General features: G+C 67.4%; 16 protein-coding genes. 2 read left to right on the top strand and 14 right to left on the bottom strand.

Annotated elements, in window-relative coordinates:
- Positions 1-2 precede the first annotated feature (2 nt).
- The 12 genes from JZZ72_RS22450 to JZZ72_RS22395 all read right to left on the bottom strand — a co-directional run bounded on the left by JZZ72_RS22450 (position 3) and on the right by JZZ72_RS22395 (position 16,866).
- Positions 3-1,223 carry an acyl-CoA dehydrogenase family protein gene (locus JZZ72_RS22450; RefSeq protein WP_043862769.1) on the bottom strand — a complete coding sequence of 407 codons (1,221 nt, stop codon included), beginning with the start codon at positions 1,221-1,223 and terminating at the stop codon, positions 3-5.
- A gap of 28 nt (positions 1,224-1,251) precedes the next feature.
- On the bottom strand, positions 1,252-3,090 hold the full coding sequence (locus tag JZZ72_RS22445) for an ABC transporter ATP-binding protein (protein WP_210015173.1): 1,839 nt from the start codon (positions 3,088-3,090) through the stop codon (positions 1,252-1,254).
- A gap of 3 nt (positions 3,091-3,093) precedes the next feature.
- Entirely contained in the window at positions 3,094-4,743 is a 1,650-nt protein-coding gene (locus JZZ72_RS22440; RefSeq protein ID WP_210015172.1) for a dipeptide ABC transporter ATP-binding protein, read from the bottom strand.
- Positions 4,740-5,630 (bottom strand): ABC transporter permease, encoded by an 891-nt coding sequence (locus JZZ72_RS22435; RefSeq protein WP_063611979.1) that lies wholly within the window; start codon positions 5,628-5,630, stop codon positions 4,740-4,742. Before JZZ72_RS22435 ends, JZZ72_RS22440 begins: the two co-directional genes overlap by 4 nt.
- 29 nt (positions 5,631-5,659) lie before the next feature.
- Positions 5,660-6,712, bottom strand: coding sequence for an NADP(H)-dependent aldo-keto reductase (locus JZZ72_RS22430; RefSeq protein WP_210015171.1), 1,053 nt, complete (start codon positions 6,710-6,712; stop codon positions 5,660-5,662).
- A gap of 22 nt (positions 6,713-6,734) precedes the next feature.
- Positions 6,735-8,078 carry an LLM class flavin-dependent oxidoreductase gene (locus JZZ72_RS22425; protein WP_054914522.1) on the bottom strand — a complete coding sequence of 448 codons (1,344 nt, stop codon included), beginning with the start codon at positions 8,076-8,078 and terminating at the stop codon, positions 6,735-6,737.
- A gap of 25 nt (positions 8,079-8,103) precedes the next feature.
- Complete coding sequence (locus JZZ72_RS22420; RefSeq protein WP_058540179.1) at positions 8,104-9,339, bottom strand: acyl-CoA dehydrogenase family protein; 1,236 nt, start codon at positions 9,337-9,339, stop codon at positions 8,104-8,106.
- 25 nt (positions 9,340-9,364) lie between these two features.
- The gene (locus JZZ72_RS22415) at positions 9,365-10,297 is read right to left on the bottom strand and encodes an ABC transporter permease (protein ID WP_054914524.1); all 933 of its coding nucleotides are present in this window, start codon (positions 10,295-10,297) and stop codon (positions 9,365-9,367) included.
- Positions 10,294-12,009: an ABC transporter substrate-binding protein gene (locus JZZ72_RS22410; protein WP_058540178.1), complete on the bottom strand. Its 1,716-nt coding sequence runs from the start codon at positions 12,007-12,009 to the stop codon at positions 10,294-10,296. The genes JZZ72_RS22415 and JZZ72_RS22410 overlap by 4 nt, the downstream gene beginning before the upstream one ends.
- A 55-nt stretch (positions 12,010-12,064) precedes the next feature.
- Positions 12,065-14,194 carry a TonB-dependent receptor family protein gene (locus JZZ72_RS22405; RefSeq protein ID WP_229590261.1) on the bottom strand — a complete coding sequence of 710 codons (2,130 nt, stop codon included), beginning with the start codon at positions 14,192-14,194 and terminating at the stop codon, positions 12,065-12,067.
- Positions 14,195-14,491: 297 nt separating this feature from the next.
- On the bottom strand, positions 14,492-15,631 hold the full coding sequence (locus JZZ72_RS22400) for a glycerate kinase (RefSeq protein ID WP_054914526.1): 1,140 nt from the start codon (positions 15,629-15,631) through the stop codon (positions 14,492-14,494).
- A 134-nt stretch (positions 15,632-15,765) separates the two neighbouring features.
- Complete coding sequence (locus tag JZZ72_RS22395) at positions 15,766-16,866, bottom strand: sugar diacid recognition domain-containing protein (RefSeq protein ID WP_058540177.1); 1,101 nt, start codon at positions 16,864-16,866, stop codon at positions 15,766-15,768.
- Positions 16,867-17,026: 160 nt separating this feature from the next.
- On the opposite strand from JZZ72_RS22395, the gene JZZ72_RS22390 reads away from it, so the two are divergent.
- Together JZZ72_RS22390 and JZZ72_RS22385 are read left to right on the top strand one after the other, a co-directional pair.
- Complete coding sequence (locus JZZ72_RS22390) at positions 17,027-18,331, top strand: MFS transporter (RefSeq protein WP_058540176.1); 1,305 nt, start codon at positions 17,027-17,029, stop codon at positions 18,329-18,331.
- 135 nt (positions 18,332-18,466) lie between these two features.
- Positions 18,467-19,474 (top strand): aldo/keto reductase, encoded by a 1,008-nt coding sequence (locus JZZ72_RS22385; protein ID WP_043862758.1) that lies wholly within the window; start codon positions 18,467-18,469, stop codon positions 19,472-19,474.
- Here the strand turns inward: JZZ72_RS22385 and nahK are convergent.
- Together nahK and nosP are read right to left on the bottom strand one after the other, a co-directional pair.
- Positions 19,452-22,100 carry a hybrid sensor histidine kinase/response regulator NahK/ErcS' gene (gene nahK, locus JZZ72_RS22380; protein ID WP_078481000.1) on the bottom strand — a complete coding sequence of 883 codons (2,649 nt, stop codon included), beginning with the start codon at positions 22,098-22,100 and terminating at the stop codon, positions 19,452-19,454. The two genes, JZZ72_RS22385 and nahK, sit on opposite strands and share 23 nt — an antisense overlap.
- On the bottom strand, positions 22,030-23,193 hold the full coding sequence (nosP, locus tag JZZ72_RS22375) for a nitric oxide-sensing protein NosP (RefSeq protein WP_058540175.1): 1,164 nt from the start codon (positions 23,191-23,193) through the stop codon (positions 22,030-22,032). Before nosP ends, nahK begins: the two co-directional genes overlap by 71 nt.
- Between the last annotated feature and the right edge of the window lie 55 nt (positions 23,194-23,248).

The raw sequence follows: 23,248 nt of genomic DNA, 5'->3' as shown, positions 1-23,248 counted from the left end.
ACTCAGAACAGCCCCGAGGTCGGCGGCGGCGTGCCCTTGAGGTACCAGGTGCCGACCGCCGAGGCCTTCCAGTGGCGCGGGTTGTGGTTGGCCACCGTACGCGCGTTGCGCCAGTGCCGGTCGAGGTTGTGGCTGCGCCCGGTGGTGGACGCACCGCCCACATCGAACAGCAGCTCGGCAGCCCGCAGCGCCGATTCGGCGGCAATGTACTGGGCCTGCGCCACGTCGATGGCGGCCTGATCCACCGCCTGCGGGTCCAGTTGCAGGGCCCAGGCGCGGTCGATCACCGCTGCAGCCTTGAGCACCACCGCTTCGGCGGTGAAGGCGCGCGCGGCCACTTCGCCCACGCTCAGTTGCACATAGGGGTCGTCCACCGACTGGCTGGCGCTGCTGTGCTTGATCGGTCGCGCATGCTCGCGGGCAAAGCGCACTGCATCCTCCTGGGCATTGCGCGCGATGCCGGCCTCCACGGTGGCGAGGAACAACTGCAGAAACGGGGTGACGATGGTGCGCTTGCCCTCTTCCACGGTGCGCGGACGGATCTCGCTGGCCAGCACCTGCACATCGTTCAGGCGCGTGGTGCCACTGGCGGTCAGGCGCTGGCCCATGGCGTCGAAGTCGTCCACCAGCTCCAGGCCCAGGCGATCGCGCGGCAGCACGAACGACACCGGCCTGTCCTGTTCGTCCAGCGCCACGGCGCTGACCCAGTCGGCGTACAGCGCGCCCGTGCTGTAGTACTTGCTGCCGCTGACGCGAAAGTGCTCGCCATCGGGCACGATGCGTGCGCTGATCGCGCCATTGGCGCCGCCCACCTCCCAGCCTGCGTTGCCCAGCACGGCGCCGTCCAGGTAGCGCGCGAACCAGCGCTGGCGTTCCTGCTCTGCACCGCTATGGTCGGCGGCCAGCAGCCCTTCGACGAAGGCAAAGCCCGGGCGCAGGGCCTGGGCCACATTGGAGTCCACCGAGGCCACCCGCAGCAGCAGGCCGATCACGTCGCTCACCGATCCGCCGGGGCCACCGTAGGCGAGCGGGATGCGCACGGTATAGAGCCCTGCGGCGGCCAGCTGGCGTATGGCGTCATACGGCAGCTGGCGCTCACGTTCACGCTCGGCTGCACCGGCCGCAATCTCGGGAAGCAAGGCATCCAGGCGTTGATGCAGGTGCGCAACGCTGGTCAGTGCGTGTTGGGGGGCGTGTTTGGGGACTTCGGACAAATGCGGCATGGGCGCCTCCTTGGGCGTTTGAAAACTCTCAGGCAGATTCGGTAGCGGGTGTTTCGTCGACCTGGCCAGCGGCCTGGCGACTCCACAACCGGTGGTACTGGCCGCGCTGGCGCAGCAGTTGTGCATGGCTGCCGTCCTCGATCAGGCGGCCCTTGTCGAACACCAGGATGCGGTCCAGGTGCGCCACCGTGGACAAGCGGTGGGCGACCACCAGCACGGTCTTGCCGTGCATGATTTCGTCGAGTTTTTCCTGGATGAAACGCTCGGTGAGCGAGTCCAGACTGGAGGTGGCTTCGTCCATCACCAGAATCGGGGCGTTCTTGAGCAGCACCCGGGCAATCGCGATGCGCTGGCGCTGGCCACCCGACAACTTGACCCCGCGCTCGCCCACCAGCGAGTCGTAGCCGTGTTCCATGCTGTCGATGAAGTCGTCGGCGCCGGCGCGGCGGCTGGCATGCACCACGTCTTCGAAGCTGGCCTCCAGGCGCCCGTAGTGGATGTTCTCGCCGATGCTGCGGTGGAACAGGCCAGGTTCCTGGGGGATCAGGCCGATCTGCTGGTGCAGCGAATGCTGGGTCACTTCGCGCACATCGCGTCCATCCACCAGCACCTGGCCGCTGTTGACGTCGTACAGGCGCAGCAGCAGGTTGAGCAGGCTCGACTTGCCCGAGCCCGAGGTGCCCACCAGGCCCACGGTCTGCCCCGCCGGGATCACCAGGTTCAGGTGCTGGAAGATCGGCTTGTCGGGCGCATAGCCGAAGCTCACGTCGCGAAACTCGATGTCGCCGCGCACTGGCGGCAGCGCCCGTGCGCCGGGAAGGTCCACCACCTCGTGGGGCCGCACCAGGGTGCGCACGCCGTTGGCGATGTTGCCGGTGGCCTCGAAGAACTCCAGAAAGCGCCGCGACAGGTTGCTCACGTCATTGATGATCAGCAGCGACAGGCTGGTGGCCATGACGAAGGTGGCGATGTCGATGCGCCCCACGTACCACTGCTGCAGCGCAAGCCCCAGCATGCCCAGCTTGAGGGCCACGCCGCCGGCCGACTGGAACCAGCGGATCTTCTCCATGTACCAGAACGAGCGGTAGGCCGCGTCCACCTCGCGGTCAAGGTAGTGCCCCAGGTAGCCGTGCTCGAACGGCTGGCGGGCGAACAGGCGGATGTTGGTGAGGTTGCTCACCGCGTCCACCACCTTGCCGTTGCTGGTGCTGCGCGCCGCCGAATACTGCTGTGCCAGCGGGTGGCTGCGCCGCGCCAGGACATAGCAAATGCCAATGAACAGCAGCGACCAGCCGAGCATGAACGCGGCCAGCAGGCCCGAGGCGCTCCACAGCAAGGCGGTGGCCAGGCTCAGGGTCAGCGCCAGGCCGAGCATGTCGAACAGCAGGATGCCCAGGGTCTGGTTGACCCCCAGCGCCACCTCGGCGATGCGGTGCGCCAGCGCCCCGGCGAACTCGCTGCTGACAAAGCGCTGGGAGTGGCGTTGCAGGTAGGCGAACAAGGCATGGGTCACGGTGCGCCGTTGCAGCGGCAGCACCTTGATGTGGCAGGCGGCGGCGCTGCGGGCGCTCAGCAGTTCCAGCACCAGCAGCGTGCCGAACAGGCTCAGGGGCGCCACCAGCCCCGGCAGCGCGGCATGCACCGAGGCGGCCTCGGTCACCTGCCGGGTGATCAGGCCCAGCGCCCAGGGGATCAGCACCGCGCTGACAACGGCGATGCACTGCAACAGCAGGATGCTTGAGTACCAGATCTTGTAATTGCCGATGCACAGGCGCACGAAGGCCAGCGGCGTGTCCGGCAGGTGGTCGATCTTCCAGTGGTGCAGCCGTCGTCGCGGCGTGTGGCGGGTCGAGAAATGCAGGCTCATGGTTCAGATCGCCAACTTGAGGAATTCGAACGAGGTACGGCGGCGGCTTTCCAGGTGCGGAATGGCCTCCAGCAAGGCCAGGGTGTAGGGATGCTGCGGGTGGTCGAACACGTCGCGCACCGCCCCGCTCTCCACCGCCACGCCGTCCTTCATCACCAGTACCTCGTCGCTGACCTGGTTGATCACCCCCAGGTCGTGGGAGATGAACAGGCACGCCAGGCCCAGGCGCTGCTTGAGGTCGTCGAGCAGTTCGAGGATCTGCGCCTGTACCGACACGTCCAGCGCCGACACCGGCTCGTCGCACACCAGAATCTGCGGCCCGGCGGCCAGCGCACGGGCAATCGCGATGCGCTGGCGCTGCCCGCCCGACAGCTCGATGGGGCGCCGGTCGAGCAGCGCCGCGTCCAGGCGTACCAGGCCCAGCAGTTCTTCGGCTCGCCTGCGCCAGTCGGCGCGCTTGTGCCCGGCCACCTCCAGCGCCTCGAACAGCACGCGCTGCACGTTGTAGCGTGGGTCGAAGGAGCTCAGCGGGTCCTGGAACACCACCTGGATGCTGCGCCGCAACTGACGCTTGTGCGCCTCGGAAAGCTTCAGCCAGGGCTGGCCCTTGATCTGGATATCGCCGCTGTCGGGGGTTTCCAGGCCAAGGATCATGCGCGTCAGGGTGGTCTTGCCCGAGCCCGACTCGCCGACGATGCCCAGGGTCTTGCCGCGGCGCAGTTGCAGCGACACCTGGTTGACCACGGTGCGCAGCTGCCCGTCCGGGCCCTTGAACGCCTTGCTCAGCTGGCGCACCTGCAACAGCGGTGGCTCCTGGGGCGGCGCCACGATGGCCAACGGCGTTCGTGCTGCCCCCGGCGTGCGCCGAAAGTGCACCGCCCGGCCGGCACGCAGCAGAAACTGCGTGTAGGGGTGCTGCGGGTCGTGCAGCACCGCCTCGACGCTGCCCTGCTCGACGATCACGCCGTTGTGCATCACCGCCACGCGGTTGGCCAGGCGCGACACCACCGCCAGGTCGTGGCTCACGATCAGCATCGCGGTGTTCTCGCCGCGCAGCGATTCGAGCAGGCTCAGCACCTGCGCCTGTACCGTGGCGTCCAGCGCGGTGGTCGGCTCGTCGGCAATCAACAGGCGCGGGTTGCAGGCGATGGCCGAGGCGATCAGCGCCCGCTGGCGCAGCCCGCCCGACAGTTGATACGGGTACTGGCGGGCGCGCAGTTCCGGCTGCGGCACGCCGACGGCGCGCAGCAGCTCGATCACCCTGGCCTGGCGCTGCGCGCGGTCGAGCCCGGTATGCAGCTGCAGCGGCTCGGCGATCTCCTTGCCCACCGGGCGCAAGGGGTCCAGCGCGCTCAGGGCATCCTGCATCACGAAGCCGATCTGCGCGCCGCGCACCTGGCGCCAGGTGCGCTCGTCGAACTCGCGCAGGTCGTGCCCGGCAAAGTCCAGGCGGCTGGCCTGCACCTGGGCATGGGCGCCGGTCAGCCCGGCCAGCGTGCGTGAGGTGACACTCTTGCCCGAGCCCGACTCGCCCACCAGCGCCAGGCACTCGCCCTGGTGCAACTGGAAGCTGATGCCCTTGAGGGTGGGCACGGCCTGGGCGCCAAAGCGCACGTGCAGGTCCTGTACATCGATAAGCGGTGCGCGACTCATGGGCGTTTACCTTCGCTGCGGCGCAGCAGTTCGCGGCCGATCGTACTGATCGAGACCACGGTCAATGTGATTGCCAGGGCGGGCCAGGCCACCAGCCACCAGGCGTTGGCCAGGTAGTTGCGGCCCACGGCGAGCATGCCGCCCCACTCCGGCTCCGGCGGCGGCGCGCCAAAGCCCAGAAAGCTCAGGGCCGCGCCCGAGACGATGTTGCCGCCGATGCCGATGGTGGCCAGGATCAGGATCGGCTTGATCGCATTGGGCAGTACATGGCGCAGGATCACCGCGTGCCGGCCCAGGCCCAGGGTGGTGGCGGCCTCGACGTAGCCGGCACCGCGCACCACCAGGGCCTGTGCGCGCACCAGGCGTGCATAGCGCGGCACGCTGGCGATGCCCACGGCAATGATGGTGTTCAACTGGCCCTGGCCGAAGAAGGTGATGATCACCAGGGCCAGCAGCAGGTCGGGGAATGCCAGCAGCACATCCACCCCGCGCATCACCGCACCGTCCAGCCAGCGCGGGCCGAGCCCCGCCGCCAGGCCGAACAGGGTGCCCAGCAGCAGGCCGATGGCGGTGGCCGACAGGCCCAGCACCAGCGACGGGCGCACCGCGTACACCAGCCGGGTGAGGATGTCGCGGCCGTTTTCGTCGGTACCCAGCCAGTACAGGCTGTCGGGGGCACGAAACGCCTGGCGCGCACTGGCCTCCAGCGGGTCGCCCGCCACCAGCCAGTGCGGCTGGATGGCCGCAATCACCAGCAGCAGCACGAACAGCCCGGCCAGCACCAGGCCCGGGCGGATGGCCCAGCGCCGCACCTTGCGCCGCCGGGCCACGAACAGCGGCTCGGCGGCAATCAGGCCGACGCTCGCGCTTTGATTGATGGGCGCCATGGGCACCTCCACAGGCTAGGGGTTGCGGCTCAGGGCGCCGGGTTCGGGGTGTGCGCGTGGATCTGCTCGATGCGCGCCAGGGTCTCGCCGCTCAGTTGCAGCTCAAGCGCGCCGATGTTCTCGCGCAGTTGCGCCAGGCTCGTCTGCCCGGTCAGGGCGCTGCTGACGAACCGCTTGCCGATCACCGCAGCCAGGGCCAGTTGCGCGGGGCTCACGTCCAGCTCGCGGGCCAGTGCCACGTAGGCGGCAATGGCCTGCTGCGCCGACGCGCTGTCGTAGCGGTTGAAGGTGCGGTACACCGACGACAGGCGCGAACCTTCGGGCCGTGCGCCGCCCAGGTACTTGCCGGTGAGCGCGCCGAAGGCCAGCGGCGAATAGGCCAGCAGGCCCACCCCTTCGCGGTGGCTGAATTCCGACAGGCCGCCTTCGTACAGGCGGTTGAGCAGGCTGTAGGGGTTCTGGATGCTGACGATGCGCGGCAGCCCCAGCACCTCGGCCTGGCGCAGGAACTGCCCTACCCCCCACGGGGTTTCGTTGGACACGCCGATATGGCGGACCTTGCCCGCCTGCACCTGCTCGGCCAGCACCTGCAGGGTTTCGCCGATGGCAATGGCCTGCGGGTCGTCGACATACGGGTACTCGCGCTGGCCGAAGAAGTTGGTGCTGCGGTCGGGCCAGTGCAGCTGGTACAGGTCCAGGTGGTCGGTCTGCAGGCGCTTGAGGCTGCCGTCCAGCGCGGCGACGATGTTGGCGCGGTCGTGGCGGCTGAGGCCATCGCGGATATGCGTGCCGCTGCTGGGGTTGCGCGTGGGGCCGACGATCTTGCTGGCCAGCACGATATCGCTGCGCCGGCCGGTCCGGGCCAGCCAGGTGCCGATGAAGCGCTCGGTGCTGCCCCAGGTGTCGGCATGGGTCGGGGTCGGGTACATCTCGGCGGTGTCGACCAGGTTGACACCGTGGTCCAGCGCCAGGTCCAGCTGCTGGTGGGCGTCCTGCTCGCTGTTCTGGTGGCCCCAGGTCATGGTGCCCAGGCCGATGACGCTGACCTTGATGTCGCTGTTGCCCAGTGTGCGGTAGTTCATGGGGTGTGCCTCGCTAATCGGTTCAGACGGCCTCTGCCGCACGTTGGTACTGGCTGGCCGGGTACGGCAGGCCGAGGTGGTCGCGCAGGGTGCTGCCGGTGTATTCACGGCGGAACACCCCGCGCTGCTGCAGCAGCGGCACCACCTGGTCGACGAACACCTCGACCCCCGAGGGGAACATGTCGGGCATGATGTTGAAGCCATCGGCTGCGCCGGCGCGGAACCAGTGCTCCAGAGTGTCGGCGACCTGTTCCGGGGTGCCCACCAGCAGGCGGTGGCCCACCAGGATGCGCCGCGACAGTTCGCGGATGGTCAGGTTCTCGCGCCGTGCCAGGTTCAACTGGGCTTCGAGAAAACCGTGCGAGCCGCGCTCGAATTCGCTGACCGGGCCAATACGCTCCCACGGCAGCGGCGCGTCCAGGTCCAGCTCGTCGGGGGGCAGGCCGATGCGAAACGCCAGTTGCTGCACCAGCCCCGCCTCGCCGCTGTAGGCGTTCAGTTCATCGAAGCGCGCACGGGCTTCGGCCTCGGTGCTGGCGATCACGGTGGACAGCCCCGGCATGATCTTCAGGTGGTCGGGGTTGCGGCCCCACTGGCGTGCGCGCTGTTTCATCTCCTGATAGAACGCCTGGCCGTCGGGCAAGGTGGTCTGGGTGGTGAAGATCGCGTCGGCATAGCGCGAGCCCAGGGCCTTGCCGCCCTCGGACGAGCCGGCCTGTACCAGCACCGGCCGGCCTTGCGGCGAGCGCGGCAGGTTGAGCGGCCCCTTGACCGAAAAATGCTCGCCCACGAAATCGATGCTGTGCACCTTGTGCGGGTCGGCGAACTGGCCGCTGGCGGCGTTGCCGATGATCGCGTCGTCCTCCCAGCTGTCCCACAGCTTGAGGGTCACGTCGATGAACTCGTCGGCCCGCGCATAGCGGTCCACATGGCGCGGCGCACCGGCCAGGCCGAAGTTCTGCGCGGCGGCGTCGCCGGCGTTGGTCACCACGTTCCAGGCCGCCCGGCCGCCACTGATGTGGTCCAGCGAGCTGAAGCGCCGCGCCAGGTTGAACGGGTCGTTGTAGCTGCTGGACGCGGTGGCGATCACCCCGATGTGCCGGGTGGCCAGGGCCACGGCCGTCAGCAGCACGGTCGGTTCCAGGCGTCCGGCCGGGTGCTGGGCGATGTCGCCCGCCAGCGCCGGGCCGTCGGCGAGGAAGATCGCGTCCAGGCACCCCCGCTCGGAAATGCGCGCGATGTTGCGGTAGTACTCGACGTCGAGGTAGGCGTTGGCCGGTACTTCGGCCTTGCGCCAGGCGCTGGCATGCGCGCCGAAGCCGAGGATGTTCATGCCGATGCTCATCTGTCTTGCGGTCTGGCTCATGGCTGCTGCTCCTGAATGAAGGCGGTTACACCGCGCTGGCTTCGTCGCGCACGGTGGTGCCGTCCTGGGCATGCAGCGCACGCCAGGCAGCACCGGGGCTGACGCCGTTGAGGTAGTAGTTGCCCAGCGCGCGCTCGCGGTAGATCGCCGGGTTGTGCGAGGCCAGGGTGCGCGCATTGCGCCAGTGCCGGTCCAGGCGCCGGGCCTGGCTGGTGGCCGACGCGCCGCCCACCTCGAACAGCAGGGTGGTGACTTCCAGCACCTGCTCCAGCACGATCTGCTGGGCCTGGAAGGTGCGGATATCGGCCTCGACGTAGTCGGCTTCCTGGGCGCTGTCGTTCAGCTCGGCCTGGTGTACCCGCTCGAGTACCTCGGCGGCAGCCAGCACCAGGGTTTCGCTGGCATAGGCCAGGCTCGACAGGCGTCCGATCACCCGCTGCACCAGCGGGTCGTCCTTGGGGCTGGACTGGCCCGGCACGCCGAAGGCGCGGGTGCGGCCCTGGACGAAGGCGGTGGCATCGCGCAGCGCGGCGCGGGCGATGCCGGCCAGGGTGGCGAGGTGGAACAGCTGATAGAACGCCGAGATGTACGACTCGGCGCGCAGCTCGCCGGGCTTGAAGCGGCGCAGCACATGCTGCTCGGGCACCGCCACCTGCTCGAAGCGTGTGGTGCCGCTGCCGCTCAGGCGCTGGCCGAAACCGTCCCAGTCGTCTTCACGGGTCACGCCGGGGGCGTCCACTGCCACCACCACGCTGACGAAATCCTTGTCGTGCATGGCCACGGCCGCCACCCAGTCGGCGTAGATAGTGCCGGTGCAGTAGTACTTCTCGCCGTTCAGGCGCCAGCCCTCCTCGGCGGCCTCCAGGCTGACCGAGTTGGTGCTGCTGTCGCTGCGCTCGGCCATTGCCGCGCCCCACAGCTGCCCGGCCACCACCTTGGCGAACCAGTAGTCCTGGGACGCCGGTTCGCGGGCCGAGAGCCGCCCTTCGACGAAACCGAAGTGCGCGCGCACGATCTGCGGCAGGTTGGAGTCGGCCTCGGCCAGGTCGATCAGCAGGCCAAACAGCACCGGCAGGCTGATGCCGGCCCCCCCATGCGCCTGGGGCACGCGCAGCGCCGTGAAGCCGGCATCGCGCAGCAACGCCACGGCCTCGAAGGCCAGTTCGCGCTGCTGCTCTCGCGCCACCGCACCCTCGCCGATCTGTGCGAACAGCGGCTTGAAGCGCGCCTGCAGCGCAGTGTAGGAATTGGATTGGGTCATGACAGGTCCTTGCTTGGGGGTGGCATCACACGGCCTTGGCACGCGGGTCCACCCAGTGATTGATCAGGTCGACGAGAAAGTTCACGACCACGTAGATCGCCGCCGCCAGCAGGGTGATGCCCAGCAGCAGCGGCACGTCCTTGGATGTTGCGGCGTCGAGCATCAGCCGGCCGATGCCCTGGCGCGAGAACAGCAGCTCGATCACCACCGCACCGCCGAGCAGGCTGGCGAACACGAAGCCGGACAGGGTCACCAGCGACACCAGCGCATGGCGCAGCGCGTGTTTGAGGCGCACGCCGGTTTCGGACATGCCGCGGGCGCGCGCCATGGCGATGAAGGGTTGTTCGAGAATGTCTTCCAGTTCCTGGCGCAGTACCTGGCTGAGCACCGCCGCCACCGGCAAGGCCAGCGCCACGCTCGGCAGTATCAGCGCCTGCCAGCCGCTGGAGCCGGACGGCGGCAGCAGGTGCCAGCCGAATGCGAACACCAGCAGCAGGCCCAGGCCGATCACGAACGAGGGCGCCGACGACAGCACCAGCTCCGTGCCCGACACCAGCGAGCGCAGCCATGGCGCGCGATTGGCGGTGAGCACGGCGACCAGCACGGCCAGCAGCACCGCCAGTACCGCCGCGGCCAGCGACAGTTGCACGGTGGCGCCCAGTTGCCCGGCGATGATCTGCCCCACCGGGATGCGCAGGCGGTACGACTCGCCCAGGTCGCCCTGGGCCAGGCGCCCCAGGTAATGGCCGTACTGCACGATCAACGGCTGGTCCAGGCCGTATTCGGCGCGCACCTGGGCGATCAGCTCGGCACTGGGCATCGCCTCCGGCCCGCCGAGGATGGCCAGTGCCGGGTCGCCGGCGCTCAGGTTCAAGGCCAGGAAGGTCAGGGTCGCCGCGCCCCAGAGCACGCCGATGCCGGCCAGCAGCCGACGGAGTATCAGGCGCAGGGTGTTCATCGGGCCTCCTGGTCGAGCCATATGCTGGTGAAGAACGGGGTGTTGTGCGAGGTATCGAAGATCACGCCCTTGACCGCCTTGCGGTAGGCCACCAGTACATGGCTCTCGTACACCGGTACGGCCGGCACGGTTTCCACCAGGCGTTGCTGCGCGGTGCGGTACAGCGCGGCGAGCTCCACCGGGTCGGTGGAACGGCGCGCCGCCGACAGCGCCGCATCGAGGGCGTCATCGCGAAAGCGCCCGGCGTTCTGGCCGATGAGCTTGGGCGTGCTGATCGCATTGCTGTGGTAGAGGATGTACAGCCCGTCGGGGGTGTTGGTGTGCCAGTAGCCGCCGGCGATTGCCTGAAAGTTGCTGGCATAGCGACGCTCGGTGACCTGGGCCAGGGGCAGCAGATCGATGGCCAGCTCGAAACCGACCTTCTTGAGGTCGGCCTGGATGGCCACTGCCACGCTACCGGGGAAGGCGCCGGTCTCGTACATCAGCAGGCGCGCCGACAGGCGCTGGCCGTCCTTGACCCGGTAGCCCCTGGCGTCACGTTCACCCCAGCCGGCCTGGTCGAGAATGCGGTTGGCCTCGGCCACGTCATAAGCCAGCACATCCTTGAACGCGGGGTCGTAGTAACGGGTGTTGGCGGCCAGGAAATCGCCCTTGGGCTGGTACTCGCCAAAGCCGGTGATCCAGGCCAGGCCGTCGCGATCGATGGCCTTGGCCACGGCGCGGCGCACCTGCACGTCCTGGAACGGGAACTGCTCGACGTTGAAGGTCAGGCTGCGAAACGGGTTGGCCTTGCGGATGCGGCTGCTCATCTGCAGGTCAGGGTTGCTGCGGATGGCCCTGGCGTTCTGCGCCGGCGCGTCCACGGTGAAGTCCGACTGGCCGGACTCGAGCGCGCTGAAGCGGATCATCGGCTCGGGCACGATGCTCAGTTCCAGGCGGTCCAGGTAGGCCTCGCCGTTGTGCCGGGTCACCGGGGGCGCCCAGTTGTAGCCCTTGCGCCTGACAAAGGTGGCGCCCTGGTCGCGGGTGTAGCTTTCCAGCACGAAGGGCCCCGAACCGATGGCGTGCTCGGCGATGGACTTGGGCGCCTCGAGGATCTGGCGCGGCGAGATCATGCTCAGCCAGGACTGCGCCAGCACGTCCAGGAACGGCGAATAGGGTTCGCGCAGATGCGCCTCGAAGGTGTACTCGTCGACGATGCGCCCGTTCACGTAGGGCGCGATGTACGCGGCGGCCAGCGGCGACTTGGTGGCCGGGTCGCGCATGTGCTCCAGGTTGATCTGCACGGCGCGGGCGTTGAATTTCTCGCCGTCGCTGAAGGTCACGTCATCGCGCAGGTGGAAGGTGTAGGTCTTGCCGTCCGGCGAGATGTCCCACGACTTGGCCAGCCACGGCGAGATGTTGCCCTGCTCGTCCTGGTACAGCAGGCAGTCGAACAGGATGCGCCCCAGCCACTGCACGTTGCCGTGGGAAATCGAATGCACGTCCAGGGTGGTGGTGTCGGACGCCGTGGAAATGCGCAGCGTGCCGCCCGGCTTGCCCGGCGCGGCTTCGCGGTAGTCCTCGGCGGCGTAGCTCAGGCTGCCGTCGCGCAGCACGCCGTCGGCGCTCGATACGCTGTTGCGCGGCGCTTCGCTGGCCGGCTTGCAGGCGCCCAGCGCCACCACGCTGGCGAGTACGGCCAGGCGTGCGAGCCTTGTGATCAGGGTCATGTGCTTCCTCCGCCAGCACCGCGTGCAGGTGCACGTCGGTGCTGGCCGCGCTGGCTTAGAAGTTGTAGGTCACGCCGGTGAAGGCGCCGAAGCCGTCGCCCGGGTACAGCGACGCGACGTCCCTGCCCTGGGAGTTGTAGGTCGGCAGTACGGCGGTCACGTAGTCCTGGTCGGTGATGTTCTTCAGGTCCAGGTACACCTGCCAGGTCTTGCCCGGGTCGTCGTAACCCAGGCGCGCACCCCACAGCGTGTAGGACGGCGCGTAGAAGCTGTTGGCGTAGTCCACCGACGTCTTGGACGCGGTGCGCACGTTGACCCCGGCGTAGAAACCGCTGGCCCACTGGTACTGCAGCTCGCCCTGATACACGTGCTTGGGCAGGCCCGGCAGTTCGTTCTTCTTGAACAGCGGGTCGTTCTCGTAGTGGAAGTCGTTGAGGGTGTAGGCCTGGCGCCAGGTCAGGCTGTCACCGTTGGCGCCTTCCCACAGGCGGGTGCTCAGGCCGGCCTCGATGCCCTGGTGGATGGTGGGCGTGGCATTGGAGGTGGACACCACCGCAGCAGAGGTGGCAGTGGCCGGCAGCACTTCGACGTTGAGCAGCTCGTTCTTGACCCAGGATTTGTAGAACGCCAGGCTGCCGTCGAAGATCCCCGACTTGCCCTTGATGCCGAACTCCACGGTGTTGGCCGCTTGCGGCACCAGTGGCTTGGCGTAGTTGCTGGTGACCCCGGAGCCGGAGCTGGACCAGGAGCTTGGCGGGTCGATAGTGCGGCTGGCGTTGGCGAACAGCTGCACGTCCGGGGCGATGTAGTAGCGCAGGCCGATACGCGGGGCCAGCTTCCACTCGTCGTACTTGTAGTGGCTGGGCAGGCCGCTGGTGTTGGGGCGGTCGCTGTAGGTGACGTTGATGTCACGCTTGATCTCGATCGCCGACACGCCGGTGGCCAGGTACAGGTTGTCGGTCAGGCCCAGGTCGTTGCCCAGGGTGAACACATGGTCGAACGAGCCGTCGTACTCGACCTGCTTCTGCAGAATGCCCAGGTCCTTGTCGCCCTTGTAGGTGCGTGCGCCGGAACGGATGTGCTGAGTGCTGCTCCAGCCCGCGGTGGTGGTGCTGGGCAGGCCGAACAGCTGGTCGGTGCGGCTGTACTTGAGCGAGTAGTTGATGTCGCGCCAGTCCCAGTAGTTGGGGTTGACGGTGCTCTTGCGGCTGAGGATCTGCGGGTAGTTGTGGTACACCAGCCCGGCTTCGAGGGTGGCATCGTCATCGAAGGTGTAGGTGGTCTTGCTGCCGACCCAGGTCGAGCCGCGCTTGGTGGAGTCGCCACGGGTGGCGTAGGTGGCGGCGTTGGTCTGTTTGGAGTTCTTTTTGAGCTGCGCCAGGGTCAGGGTGCCCGAGTTCTCGTGGTATTCCTCGCGGTAGCGGATGTACAGACGGGTTTCGAGCTTGGGGTTGAAGCGGTAGCCGAAGTTGCTGACCACCCCCTTGGCCTTGGTGAAGGTGAAGTCCTGGTAGCCGTCGCGGCGAGCGTTGTCGACGCTGACGTAGTAGTCGGCATTGCCGGCCACGCCGCCGGTGCTCAGGGTCTGCTTCTGCCAGCCGAAACTGCCGCCTTCGAGCTTGATGCGGTTGCCCGGTGCGGTCAGCCCGGAGTTGGTCACGAAGTTGATCGCGCCCCCCAGTGAAAGTGCGCCGTATTCGAAGGCGTTGGCACCGCGCAGTACTTCGGTGTAGTTCAGGCCCTGGGTATCCAGAAGTTCATAGGGCGTGCCACCGGCGCCGGTCAGTGCAAGGCCGTCGAAGAGAAACTTGGTGCCTTCGCGGAAATAGCCGGGCGAGGTATTGGCGCCGGAGCCGCGAATGGAAATCTTGATGGCATCGTTGCCACCGGCAGCTTGGGCGTAGACGCCGGGCTGGTACGCCAGGGTGTCCTCCAGGGTGGCCGAGCGGCCCTTTTCGACTTCAGCCTGGGTGACCAGGCTGGTACCGCCGGCGACCTCGTCGAGTTTGCTCTGCGCCGCCTGCACAGGGCTCTGTTTGGCGGCCTGCACGGTGACCGTACCCAGGCGCTTGTCGCCGCTGGTGTCGGTGTCGGCAGCCGAGGCCAACGGGATGAAGGTTAATAGTGCGCTGCTTACAGCGAACAGGGATGAATGTCGCAATACTGCCGAAGTTGCCCAATGCACGCGTTTCAAGGTCTTGCTCCCCACCTGATTAAAATTAGGCGAGTTTCTATTGGTATAGTCAATCTCACAGGGACTATTGCAGCGAGCGTGCCAACTGGCGAAGTGCCTTGTTTAAAGGGGTTTGGTTATAAAGCGGCAAGTAATCGAGTGTTGTATTCGAGGGCTAGTGTCGGGAGGGTGTTGCCAGGCGAACAGTTGCCAGTTGCTGATCTATGTATATAACCGGCAAGGCCGGCGCCTACAGGTTGGCCGCTGTCTGTAGGCGCCGGCCTTGCCGGCGAAGCAGTAGTGGGCTTGTTACAGACCCTGGTGCAAGGCCCACAGCCGCGCGATGTCCCGCGCCCTGTCGCGCAGCAGTGGCGCTGCCTGCTCGCACGCCTGCTGAAGGCTCATCGGCCCGCTGGTCAACGCAAATGCCGCATCGATGCCATGCTCATACAGCGCCTGGTAGCCCTCGCCCAGGGTGCCGGCAATCACCACCACCGGCACGCCGTGACGCCTGGCTATGCGCGCCACACCGAACGGAGTCTTGCCGCGCAGAGTCTGTGCATCGAAGCGCCCCTCCCCGGTGATCACCAGGTCGGCACCGCGTACCGCCGCCTCCAGCCCGGCCAGCTCGGCCACCACTTCGACCCCAGCACGAAACTGCGCGCCCATGAAGGCCTTGGCCGCAAAGCCCATGCCGCCCGCTGCGCCACAGCCCGGAAACGCCCGAACGTCTTCCTCCAGCAGGCCGGCGCAATGGTCGGCAAAGTGCCCCAGTGCATGGTCGAGCAAGGCGACCTGGGCGGGGCTCGCCCCCTTTTGCGGGCCGAAGATCGCCGAGGCACCATTGGCCCCGCACAGTGGGTTGTCGACGTCTGCGGCCACTTCCACCTGCACGTCGAGCAGGCGCGGGTCCAGCCCGCTGCTGTCCAGCCGGGCCAGGTGCGCCAGGGCCAGGCCGCCCGGTGCCAGTTCAGCGCCCTGGGCATCGAACAGCCGCAGCCCCAGCGCTCGCAGCATCCCACTGCCGGCATCGTTGGTGGCACTGCCGCCGATGGCCAGGATGATGCGCTGTGCCCCGGCATCCAGCGCCGCGCCGATCAGCTGCCCGGTGCCATAGGTGCTGCTGCGGCATGCATCGCGCTGCGCGAGGCCGAGCAGTTGCAGGCCGCTGGCCTGGGCCATTTCGATGATGGCGGTGTGGCTGTCGGCCAACCAGCCCCAGTGGGCCAGTACCGGTGTGCCGAGCGGGCCCTGCACCTGCAGGCTGCGCTGTTCGCCGCTGCAGGTCGCCACCAGGGCCTGCAGGGTGCCCTCGCCGCCATCGGCCATCGGGCAACTGACCAGCTCGGCCTGTGGCAAGGCATCGGCCAGCCCCCGGGCGATGGCAGCGGCCACGTCTTCGGCGCTCAGGCTGTCCTTGAACGAGTCGGGGGCGATGACGATTTTCATGCGGTGTGCTCCTTATCCAGATGAGCTGCATGCTGACAGTTGCGCCGGCGGCGGGCGTCGGTCGGATGCACAGGCGGGCGCAGGGTTATTTGTTCAGTTGGACAATGCACCGACCAAGCGGCCCGCACAGGCAATCAACTGTTCACGGGCAACAACTGCAACCCCAGGTACAGGCTCAGCATCCCTTCCAGCCGCATCGGGTCCACCCCGCTCAACTCGGCCACCCGTTCCAGTCGGTAACGCAAGCTGTTGCGGTGAATGCCCAGCGCCTCGGCGCACGCCTGGCTCTGCCCGTCGTGGGCGCACCAGGCCCGCAGGGTGGCCAGCAGCTGCCCGTTGCTGTCCTTGGCACGCAGCCGTTGCAGCGGTTGCAGCAGTTCGTCCAGTGCATCGTCGTTGCGATGACGCCACAACAGCGCCGGCAGCCGATAGCGCGCCAGGGTCAGCAGGCGCTGGCGGGGCAGTACCTCGCGCCCGTAGGCAAGCAGGTCGCGCACCCGACGATAACCGCGGCGCAGGTTGTCCAGCCCTTCGGCCGGGCCAGCCACTGCCAGGCGCTGCACGGTCCAACCCTGGGCCTGCATCTTGTCCAGCAGGCGCTGTTCGTCCAGTGCCACCGTCGCCGGGCGGCACCACAGCAACGACTGACGTGCCGGGCTCACGCACCAGCTGTCGGGGTAGCGCAGCATCAGCCAGGCCGCCAGCGGCTCGGCGGCCGGGCCCTCCTCCAGCTCGAACAGGCACGGGATACGCGTGAGCTGGGGTTTGAGACCCAGTTGCCGAGCCTCGTCCACCAGCCGGGTGGCGTCGCCGTTGCCGCCCAGCAGCAAGGCCAGCAGGTCGTCGCAGCGCTGCTTGCGCCACTGCTGCTGCACTTGCAGGTGCCGTTGGGCCAGCAGCATCTCGGCGGTCATGCGCACCAGTTCGGCGTAGGTGCGCACCTGCTGCGGGTCGCCGGTGATGCCGAGCACGCCGATCAGGCGCCCGTCCAGCAGCAGCGGCAGGTTCACACCCGGCTGCACGCCCTTGAGGCACCTGGCGGCCTCTTCGTCGAGCTCGACGATGCGTGCGTTGGCCAGCACCAGTTGCGCGCCTTCGTGGCGGGTGTTGATACGCTGCGCCTCGCCACTGCCCAGGATCAGCCCCTGGCTGTCCATGACATTGACGTTGTAGGGCAGAATGACCATCGCACGGTCGACGATATCCTGTGCCAGGTCGTGGTCGAGCTCGAACATGGGCGGATCCTTGTGGTCGCAATGGTTGGTCGAGGGCACAGCGGTGCAGCGCAAAGGCTGTGCAAAAGCACAAAGACAGCGTCCTCTGGCTCAAACAGACTCGTCATGACAACTGCCTCGACGCAGTTGCGGCGATAAACATAAAAACAGAGAGAGAATCATGTCATACCGCCCTGCCCCTGACCAAGGCCACGACATCGACCGCAACGCGCTGTACCGGCGCATCACCCTGCGGCTGATCCCGTTCATCTTCATCTGCTACCTGTTCAACTACCTGGACCGCGTCAACGTCGGCTTCGCCAAGTTGCAGATGCTCGACGCGCTGAAGTTCAGCGAAACCATCTACGGCCTGGGTGCCGGCATCTTCTTCATCGGCTACGTGCTGTGCGGCCTGCCCAGCAACCTGGCGCTCAACCGCTTCGGGCCACGGCGCTGGATCGCGCTGATGATGATCGCCTGGGGCACGCTGTCGACCTGCCTGCTGTTCGTCACCACCCCCATGGAGTTCTACGTGCTGCGCCTGTTCACCGGCGCCGCCGAAGCGGGGTTCTTCCCGGGTATCGTGCTGTACCTCTCGCGTTGGTTCCCGGCGCAGCGGCGCGGGCGCATCATGGCGCTGTTCATGTCGGCGATCCCGGTATCGGGGCTGCTGGGCGGGCCGTTCTCGGGGTGGATTCTCAACCACTTCGCCGCCGGCCAGGGCGGCCTGGCCGGCTGGCAATGGATGTTCCTGATCCAGGGCGTGCCTACCGTGGTGCTCGGCTGTCTGGCGATCGTGCTGCTCAGCGATGGCTACGCCAAGGCCGGCTGGCTGACCCCGGCGCAGCGCCAGGCGGTTGAGGCCGACCTGGATGCGGATGCGGCGGCCAAGCCGAAAACCGCCAGCGACAGCCTGCTGTCGGTGCTGGCCAACCCGTTGATCTGGACCTTCGGCTTCATCTACTTCTGCATCCAGAGCGGCGTGTATGCGATCAACTTCTGGCTGCCATCGATCATCAAGAACATGGGTTTCGACGATGCCCTGCTGATCGGCTGGCTGAGCGCCATCCCGTACCTGCTGGCCGGGCTGTTCATGCTGCTGGTGGGGCGTTCGGCAGACCTGCGCAACGAGCGGCGCTGGCACCTTGTGGTGCCGATGCTGATGGGCGCGGTGGGGCTGCTGATGGCGGTCAACTTCGCCCACAGCCCGGTGATCGCGATTCTGGGCCTGAGCATCGCGACCATGGGCGCGCTCACCGGCCTGCCGATGTTCTGGCCGATGCCCACTGCCCTGCTCACTGCGGGCACTGCGGTGGCGGGCCTGGCGATCATCAACTCGGTGGGCCAGATGGCCGGGTTCCTCAGCCCGTACCTGGTGGGCTGGATCAAGGACCAGACCGGCTCGACCGACGTGGCGTTGTATTCGCTGGGGGGGTTGATCGTGGTGGGCAGCCTGGTGGCGCTGCGGGTGTCGCGCTCCAGCTGACGACCGCTTCGCCGGCAAGGCCGGCTCCTACGGGCCTGAGGGCCGTTCACACGATTGTGCGGGAGCCGGCCTTGCCGACGAAGCTTTCAACCCTGTAAAACAGCTCGACCCCCTCCCGCAAAAGGATGCTCGAGTATGATCTACCGTCCCCTGGGCCGCAGTGGCCTGCAGGTTTCCGCCCTCACCCTGGGCAGCATGATGTTCGGCGAGCAGACCAGCACCGAAGACTCGCTGCGTATCATCGACAAGGCCTGGGACCAGGGCATCAATTTCATCGATACCGCCGACGTGTACAACGCCGGCCGCTCCGAAGAAATCGTCGGCGAAGCCATCGCCCGCCACCGTCACGACTGGGTGCTGGCCTCCAAGGTCGGCTTCGGCCCGGTCGACGGCCTGCCCAACCGCAGCGGCCTGAGCCGCAAGCATATCTTCAATGCCATCGACACCAGCCTCACGCGCCTGGGCACCGATTACCTGGACATCTACTACCTGCACCGCGAAGACCACGCCACCCCGCTGGAGGTCAGCGTGGCAGCCATCGGCGACCTGCTGCGCCAGGGCAAGATCCGTCACTGGGGCGTGTCGAACTTTCGCGGCTGGCGCATCGCCGAGGTGTGCAACCTGGCCGAACGCCTGGGTATCCCCAAGCCTGTGATCAGCCAGCCGCTGTACAACATCGTCAACCGCCAGGCCGAAACCGAGCAGTTCACCGCTGCAGCCTTTCACGGCCTGGGCGTGGTGCCCTACAGCCCGCTGGCGCGTGGGGTGCTCAGCGGCAAGTACGCCCCCGACGCCACCCCGGACGCCAACAGCCGCGCCGGGCGCCAGGACAAGCGCATCCTCGAGACCGAATGGCGCAGCGAGTCACTGGCCATCGCGCAGAAGATCCACGCCTATACCCAGGCCAAGGGCGTGGGCATGGTCGAGTTCGCCATTGCCTGGGTGCTCAACAACCAGCACGTCAGCTCCGCCATCGTCGGCCCGCGCACCGAAGCGCAGTGGGACACCTATGGCGGTGCCCTGCAGGTGAAGATCACCGCCGAAGACGAAGCTTTCATCGATTCGCTGGTTACCCCCGGGCATGCCTCCACCCACGGCTACAACGACGCGGCGCACTTCGTCAGCGGGCGCCAGCCACGCTGAGTTCGCAACCGATCAGGTGGCTGATGGCGGCCTTGAGCTTCATCGGCCGCACCGGTTTGTGCAGCAGGCTGTGGCCCAGGTCGCGCACCTGCTGCTTGAGCTCCACGCTGTAGTTGGCAGTGATCATCAGGGCCGGCAACGGCGTGTGCCGCTGCGTATTGATCGACCCGACCGCCTCCAGGCCATTGCGGTCGTTGTCCAGGTGATAGTCGACGATCAGCAGGTCGGCCCACTCGCTGTCCAGTGCCACCTGGCGGGCCAGGTCCTGCTCGCTCAGGGCGGTGACCACCGAGCAGCCCCACTGCTCCAGCAGGCTGCGCATGCCCGCGCAGATCGCCGCATCGTTGTCCACCACCCAGATACGTGCGCCGTCCAGGCGTTCGGTCAGCGGCTCGACCTGTGACGGTTGCGGCTCGCGCCGGGGCGCACGCTTGCTGCGCGGCACCTCGATGGAGAACACCGAGCCCTTGCCCGGCGTGGAGCGCAGGTGCACGCGGTGGCCGAGAATGCCGGCGATCTTGTCGACGATGGCCAGGCCCAGGCCCAGGCCGCGATCCTGGTCGGGACGCTGCAGGTCGCCGCGCTTGAACTCCTGGAACACCTCGGCGCACTTGTCGGGGGCGATGCCGATGCCGGTGTCCCATACCTCGATGAACACCCGCTGCCCACGCCGCCGGCACCCGAGCATCAGGCGCCCCTGCGGGGTGTAGCGGATGGCATTGCTGAGCAGGTTGCGCAGGATGCGTGCCAGCAGCTGGATGTCGCTGCGCACCCGCAGGCTGCTGCGCACGTAGCTCATGCGCAAGCCTTCGCTGGCGGCGGCATGGGCGTACTCGGCGGCCAGGTTGTCGAGCAGGTCGCTGACGGCGAAGGTCGCGACATCGGCCTTGATCACCCCGGCATCGAGCTTGGAGATGTCGACCAGGGTGCCCAGCAGGCTTTCGACGTCATCCAGCGAATTGCTGACGTTGCGCACCAGCGCCGGGCTTGCACAGTTCTGCTCCTGCAGCGCGCTGGTGAACAGGCGCGCGGCGTTGAGCGGTTGCAGCAGGTCGTGGCTGACCGCGGCAAGGAACTTGGTCTTGGACAGGTTGGCCTGGTCGGCCTCCTGCTTGGCCTCGCGCAGGCGCGCTTCGGCGCGGCGCCGCTCTTCGATTTCGCGCAGCAGCTGCTGGTTGAGCTGGGTGAGTTCGGCGGTGCGCTCGCGCACCCGCAACTCCAGGTTCTGGTAGGCCTGGTGCAGGGCTTCGGCGGTACGCCGGCGTTCGGTGATGTCGCGGATCAGCACGAAGATCCCCACCACCTCGCCGCTGGCCAGCTGGTTGGGCACATAGGAGCGCAGCATGTAGCGCTCCTGGCCGTGGGCGTTGGTTTCGGCGAACTCGAACGTCACGCTCTCGCCCGACAGTGCCCGCTCCACGTAGCTCTCCAGGCGCTGGTAATGCTCGGCGCTGTGCACCTCGCGCAGGCTCTGGCCGAGCATTACTCCGCGCGGCCAGCAGTACCACTGCTCGTACACCTTGTTGGTGAACTCGTAGACCAGGTCGGCGTTGAGGTAGGCGATCAGCGCCGGCACGTGATCGGTGATCAGGCGGATCCAGCGCTCGCTCTCGCTCAGCGCCTCGGCATGCTGATAGCGCTCGGTGATGTCGGTGAAGGTGTTGACGAAACCGCCGGCCGGCAGCGGATGGGTACGGATTTCGAGCATGCGCCCGTCGAACAGGCGCTGCTCCAGTTCATGGATGCTGCGCCCGTTGGCATCGGTACTGGCCGGGGTGAGCAAGGCCAGCTCGCTGTCGGCGATCACCTCGGCAAAGTCGCGGTGGGCGGCAATCGGGGCCAGCCCGCTGAGTTCCAGGAAGCGCCGGTTCCACAACTCCAGCACGCCGTCGGCATTGACCATGGCCACGCCCTGGGACAGGTTGTCGACCGCACGCTGCAGCAGGTGCGACTTCTGCGCCACGGCCTGTTCGCGGCGCTGGGTTTCGCTGAGCTTGATCTGGGTGATGTCGGTGAACAGCATCACGCAGCCGCCGCCCTGGGTCGGCCGCTCGCTGACCTGCAGCCAGCGCCCGCCCTGCAGGCGGTACACCATGTGCTCGGCGCTGGGGCCGCGTTGTTCTTCGCAGAACAGCCCGGTGCTCTGCATCAGCCGCTTGATCTCGGCCAGACGCATGCCGCCGATGATGCGGATGCGGCTGTTGGCCCAGAACGCCTTGAAGCGCTGGTTGAACAGCACGATGCGCTGCTGCGGGTCGAACAGCACGAAGGCGTCGGAAATGCTTTCGATGGCGTCCACCAGGTACTGGTGCGCGGTTTCGGCGCGCAGCCGCGCATCGCTGAGCAGGTGGTTGCTGGCCTTGAGTTCGGCCATGGCCTGGTTCAGCGCATCGGTGCGCTCGCGCACCTGCTCGGCCAGCACCACCGAGTGCTGGAACGCCGCATAGGAGTCGTCCGGGCGCGCGGCGCCCGATTCCTGGCGTTCGATCAGGGCGGCGTTGATACGGCTGAGCTTGCGGTTTTCATGCTGCAAGCGGGCGATCAGCGCGGCCTGGTCAATGTCCACGGCGTGCACGGGGCTGGCCAATGGCGACGCCGGTGAACGTCTGGTTGATGTGCATGCCATTGAACTGTTCTCCATAGGAGTTGAACCCCACCACAGGCTGCTGCTGCAAAAAGGCGCCGACGGCTTCGAACTCGGCGCTGCCTTCCAGCTCCAGGCGGCGCAGGAAGCAGTCGCAGCCGATGGTCAGCAGCAACGGCCCGAGGCGTTCGCGCAAGCCGTCGAACAACGCGCTCAGGTTGGGCAGCAGGGGCCCGGGGCGCATGGCGGTGAGCACGATGCCGTTCTCCACCGCGCAGTAGAAACTCAGGCTGCCGTCGTCGTGCACCTGCTGGATGGCCCGCACGTAGTAGCGCTCGTTGATGCGCACCGCCAGCGGGTGGGCGGCGAAGGTGCGGTGGTCGAGCTGTTCGGGGGGCACGCCGATCAGCGCGGCGTATTCCTGCGCGGCGGGTTCGGCATTGAGCTCGTAGACCCGGCGCAGGGTACTGTCGGCGCGGGTGACCACGAGCTTTTCCTGGCGCGGCTGGATGTGGTGGGTGGTGAATACCTCGAAATCCAGGCAGGTATTGACCAGCAGCACCACGGCAGCGCTGCTGTGGAAGGCGCCGTCGAAGTACACATGGGTGTGGTGCAGGTAGTTGTCGTCGCCGGCCGAGCCGCCGAAATGCGGGATGTCGCCCAGGGCGGCACTGAGGGCGGCAAGCACGGTTTCCTCACGGCTGGACAGCCCGTCGAGCAGGGTCAGGGCGAAGCTGTGGCCCTTGATCGGGGCCAGGGTGTTGCTGCGACAGTCGCCCACCAGGCGCTCGACCATCTGCTGCGCGTCGATCAGGCTGAAGTACTGCATGGGGGCGATGAGTTCGGCGGCAATCGAGAACATCCGGTAATCGAAGCCCAGCGCGGTGATGCAGCCGCGGCCGTAGCCTTCGGGGGTGATTTCGCCGGCGCTGGTGCAGCCTGCCAGGCGGATGCCGCCCAGGCTCTGTTGTAGCGAGTGGGCCAGGGCTGGCAGGTCGTATTCGGCGGAGCAGAAGAACAGCACGAAGCCCAGGTGCGGGTGCAGCAGCTGACGGGCCAGGTCCTGTGCGGCCTCTTCGGCGACACTGGCGCGCGAGACGGCACTGACAATGCCCTCGGCGGGGGGTTGGTGCATGACGGCCTCCGGCGGGGGCTTTAACGGATGGGCCCAGTGTACGAAGGGGCTGGAG

Source organism: Pseudomonas palmensis (genome assembly GCF_017848315.1).
Taxonomy (GTDB): domain Bacteria; phylum Pseudomonadota; class Gammaproteobacteria; order Pseudomonadales; family Pseudomonadaceae; genus Aquipseudomonas; species Aquipseudomonas palmensis.
This window is presented reverse-complemented; position numbering and strand designations above follow the sequence as displayed.

Excerpts from the sequence above, each read along its gene's own strand:
- JZZ72_RS22450 (WP_043862769.1), bottom strand. The coding sequence starts at position 1,223 with ATGCCGCATTTGTCCGAAGTCCCCAAACACGCCCCCCAACACGCACTG.
- JZZ72_RS22445 (WP_210015173.1), bottom strand. The coding sequence starts at position 3,090 with ATGAGCCTGCATTTCTCGACCCGCCACACGCCGCGACGACGGCTGCAC.
- JZZ72_RS22440 (WP_210015172.1), bottom strand. The coding sequence starts at position 4,743 with ATGAGTCGCGCACCGCTTATCGATGTACAGGACCTGCACGTGCGCTTT.
- JZZ72_RS22435 (WP_063611979.1), bottom strand. The coding sequence starts at position 5,630 with ATGGCGCCCATCAATCAAAGCGCGAGCGTCGGCCTGATTGCCGCCGAG.
- JZZ72_RS22430 (WP_210015171.1), bottom strand. The coding sequence starts at position 6,712 with ATGAACTACCGCACACTGGGCAACAGCGACATCAAGGTCAGCGTCATC.
- JZZ72_RS22425 (WP_054914522.1), bottom strand. The coding sequence starts at position 8,078 with ATGAGCCAGACCGCAAGACAGATGAGCATCGGCATGAACATCCTCGGC.
- JZZ72_RS22420 (WP_058540179.1), bottom strand. The coding sequence starts at position 9,339 with ATGACCCAATCCAATTCCTACACTGCGCTGCAGGCGCGCTTCAAGCCG.
- JZZ72_RS22415 (WP_054914524.1), bottom strand. The coding sequence starts at position 10,297 with ATGAACACCCTGCGCCTGATACTCCGTCGGCTGCTGGCCGGCATCGGC.
- JZZ72_RS22410 (WP_058540178.1), bottom strand. The coding sequence starts at position 12,009 with ATGACCCTGATCACAAGGCTCGCACGCCTGGCCGTACTCGCCAGCGTG.
- JZZ72_RS22400 (WP_054914526.1), bottom strand. The coding sequence starts at position 15,631 with ATGAAAATCGTCATCGCCCCCGACTCGTTCAAGGACAGCCTGAGCGCC.
- JZZ72_RS22395 (WP_058540177.1), bottom strand. The coding sequence starts at position 16,866 with ATGTTCGAGCTCGACCACGACCTGGCACAGGATATCGTCGACCGTGCG.
- JZZ72_RS22390 (WP_058540176.1), top strand. The coding sequence starts at position 17,027 with ATGTCATACCGCCCTGCCCCTGACCAAGGCCACGACATCGACCGCAAC.
- JZZ72_RS22385 (WP_043862758.1), top strand. The coding sequence starts at position 18,467 with ATGATCTACCGTCCCCTGGGCCGCAGTGGCCTGCAGGTTTCCGCCCTC.
- nahK (WP_078481000.1), bottom strand. The coding sequence starts at position 22,100 with ATGGCATGCACATCAACCAGACGTTCACCGGCGTCGCCATTGGCCAGC.
- nosP (WP_058540175.1), bottom strand. The coding sequence starts at position 23,193 with ATGCACCAACCCCCCGCCGAGGGCATTGTCAGTGCCGTCTCGCGCGCC.